2 protein-coding genes and 1 pseudogene are annotated in these 3,000 nt (G+C 71.7%); 1 reads left to right on the top strand and 2 read right to left on the bottom strand.

The annotated features are described in order from the left end of the window. Nucleotides 1–738: pseudogene (locus D7V93_RS41020) on the bottom strand (hypothetical protein); the annotation flags it as partial. Nucleotides 739–951: 213 nt separating this feature from the next. On the opposite strand from D7V93_RS41020, the gene ruvX reads away from it, so the two are divergent. After that, on the top strand, nt 952–1,410 hold the full coding sequence (gene ruvX, locus D7V93_RS41015; RefSeq protein ID WP_120648424.1) for a Holliday junction resolvase RuvX: 459 nt from the start codon (nt 952–954) through the stop codon (nt 1,408–1,410). A 32-nt stretch (nt 1,411–1,442) separates the two neighbouring features. On the opposite strand, the gene D7V93_RS41010 is transcribed toward ruvX, so the two are convergent. Next, on the bottom strand, nt 1,443–2,984 hold the full coding sequence (locus D7V93_RS41010; RefSeq protein WP_120648425.1) for an ArnT family glycosyltransferase: 1,542 nt from the start codon (nt 2,982–2,984) through the stop codon (nt 1,443–1,445). Between the last annotated feature and the right edge of the window lie 16 nt (nt 2,985–3,000).

Here is a 3,000-nt window from a genome sequence, read left to right as displayed (position 1 = left end):
GCCCGGCACGGAACCCCCTCCCGTCGTGGGCGGCGGGCAGTCCGACACGGGCGGCTCGCAGTCCGACGGCGCGGGCGACGGACGACCCGGACGCTCCGGACGGCCGTACTTCTCGAAGTCCGCGGCCAGCCGCTTCGACTCCAGCTGGAGAGTCCTCACGTCGATGCGGTCGTCGTTGAAGTTCGGCACCACCGGCAGCCCAAGCAGCGTCTTCTTCGCCGTGTCCGCCTGTTCGAAGAAGGTCCGGTTCTCCACCAGGAACTTCGCCGCGTCCCGCAGCGAGGGCGACACGTTCGCGTCCTGCGCGATGCGCTGGAGGTCGCCGTGCGACAGCGTGCCGTCCTTCCGGCCATCCATCAGGTCCAGGTAGCCGAAGTTCGCCTCCAGCGTGCGCAACGAGTCCGCGTAGTCCAGCAGTCGCGGATCCAACGGGCTGCGGGCCCCGGGCGTCCCTTGCGTGGAACCCGCGTTCGAGGACGGCGCGTAGCCTGCCCCCGCCGTCGCCGCGTCCCTCGGCGCGCAGTACTCCGTCTTCGCCGGTGGGTTCTTCTTCAGTTCGTCCGCGACGCCCAGGGCGCCGCTGGCCGCCATCATCACGTTGCCGGTCATCACCCCCGCGGCCGTCTTGATGGAGTTGGTAAGGACCGGGGGGAGCCCCAGGGCATTGCCCGCCAGGTCGACCACGGAGGACATCGGGCCGCCCAGCAGGTTCGCCACGCCTTTGAGGATGTCGAGCATCAAAACTCCCGCGCGACGGGTTGAAGTGGGTGCTGCCGGAAGGCCGCGCGCCGTCTCTTCGGACGGGACAGGGGCATTGCAGCGGCGATGCCGGCGGTGGCACCGGGCGCGGTGAGACAAATCCAGGGGTTGGGCGCGAGGACGGCGGGCATGCGTCCCCTGGCGCGGACGGGTCGGTCCCACGCGGAGGATTGCGGCTAGAGTCCGGCGCCCATGCGCACCTTCGGGCTCGACTACGGCACCAAGACCATCGGGGTGGCCGTCTCGGATGGACTGGGGCTCACCGCCCAGACGGTCACCACCGTGCGGCGCACGTCGCTCAAGGCGGACCTCGCGGAGCTGTCCCGGCTCGTGAAGGAGCACGAGGTCACGCGCATCGTCCTGGGCCTGCCGCTCAACATGAACGGCTCCGAAGGTCCGCGCGCGGAGGCCTCACGCAGGTTCGCGGACGTGCTGGGCCAGTCGCTGGGGCTTCCCGTCGAGCTGTGGGACGAGCGGCTGTCCACCGTGGCCGCCCAGCGCACCCTGCTGGAGGCCGACGTCAGCCGCGCGAAGCGCCGGGAGGTCATCGACCAGCTCGCCGCGCAGTTCATCCTGCAGGGCTGGCTGGACGCGCACCGCGTCCCGGGCGACGCCGGCTACGACCCGGACGACTACGACCCGGAGGCCTGAGCCGCCTCCGGGAGATGCGCCGCCAGGGTCACCTACGGCTGGCGGCGGTAGACGTGCAGCGGCGCCAAGAAGCCGTCCTGCTCCTGGTACGCCACGCCGTCGAGCGTCAACGTCCGCCCCTCCAGCCGCACGCCCGGATCCTTCAGCAGGTTGCCCCCGTCGAAGCGCACCAGCACGTCCGGCTTCGCGTCCTGGAGCCGCTGGCGGAAGGTGTCCCAGCGCACGCGCGCCAGGCGCATCTCCGGCAGCCCGGAGAAGAAGGCGAGCTGCAGGTCCATGTAGCGCGGGTCGTCGTCGACGGCCGCCGCGCCCCCCCGCGCCGCCACCTCCTCCTTGAGGAAGCGCGCCACCTGCATCACCGCCACCGGGTTGGTGGACGTGGGGCTCACCGGACGCAGCGAGTCGTGCAGCCCGCCCTCGGTGCGGAACGTGTAGATGCCCAGCGCCACGGGCATCACCACCGCCAGCACCGCGCTTGCGCCCACCACCGCGCGGCGCGCGAAGGCGCCCCGGCCCGCCACCACCGCCGCGAAGCCCGGCGCCAGGAAGACGGGCAACAGCACCAGCTGCGTCACCGTGAAGCGGGCCAGCGGCACGAAGCTCAGCAGCACCGCCGCGCGGAAGGTGAAGTACAGCGCGGGCAGCACCGCCATGGCCACCAGCCAGCGCGTCTCCGGGTGCTGCTTCCACGCCTTCACCATGCCCACCGCGCCCAGCAGCGCCACGCCGGGCGTCAGCGTGAACAGCGCCACCGCGGGCCAGAACCCCAGCTGCTGCAGCCGCCACACCAGCGCCCCGCCCGCCCCACCGGAGTCCGCCACCCACTGCCGGTGGAAGTCGTCCACGGCCTTCATGGGGAAGAACGGGTCGCCGTGCGCCAGCTCGTTGCCCTGCATCCACAGGAGCGGGAACGGCAGGCACGCCAGCCCGAAGCCCACCGCGCGCGTGAGCGACGCCACCCGGTCCTCGCTGCTGAACACCAGCGCCACCGTGATGAGCGGGATGTACATCCACGCGTCGTAGCGCAGCGCGCACGCCAGGTTGAGCAACATGCCGGCCCAGAAGAGCGGCTGGAAGCGGTTCTCCTCCACCCCTTCGGCGACCAGCGCGAAGACGGCCAGCATGAAGAAGAGCGACACCGCCTCGCTGCCCGCCGTGGTGGAGAACTGCAGGTGCATGCCCCAGGCGGAGAAGGCCAGCCCCGCGGCCACGCCCGCGCGCCAGCCGAACAGCCGCCGCGTCAGCGCGAACAGCGGCATCACCGACAGCACGCCGAACACCAGGCTCACCAGCCGGCCCGCCACGTCGCGCTCGAACACCGACAGCACCGCGCCCACCAGGTACAGGTGCAGGGGGCCGAACTGGTACGTCCCATCCTTGTAGGAGGTGATGACGTGCGGCGAGGCCAGCCACCGCTCCGCCAGCTCGGTGCGCACCACCGCGTCCCCGTAGAGGTTCTCGTTGAGGAAGAACACCCCCAGCCGGGGCAGCAGCGCCGCCACGAGCAGCAACCCCACGAGCCACCGCAGAGACGGCTCAGGCCGCGGCGCGGGCACCGCGGACAGGCCGGGCAGCGAAGGGGTGGGAGAA

The sequence above is a fragment of the Corallococcus llansteffanensis genome (assembly GCF_003612055.1).
GTDB lineage: Bacteria > Myxococcota > Myxococcia > Myxococcales > Myxococcaceae > Corallococcus > Corallococcus llansteffanensis.
The sequence above is the reverse complement of the archived record's forward strand: the minus strand, read 5'-3'. Positions and strand labels throughout refer to the sequence as shown.

Bases quoted from the DNA above. Each gene is read 5' to 3' on its own strand.
- ruvX (WP_120648424.1), top strand. From the start codon at position 952: ATGCGCACCTTCGGGCTCGACTACGGCACCAAGACCATCGGGGTGGCC.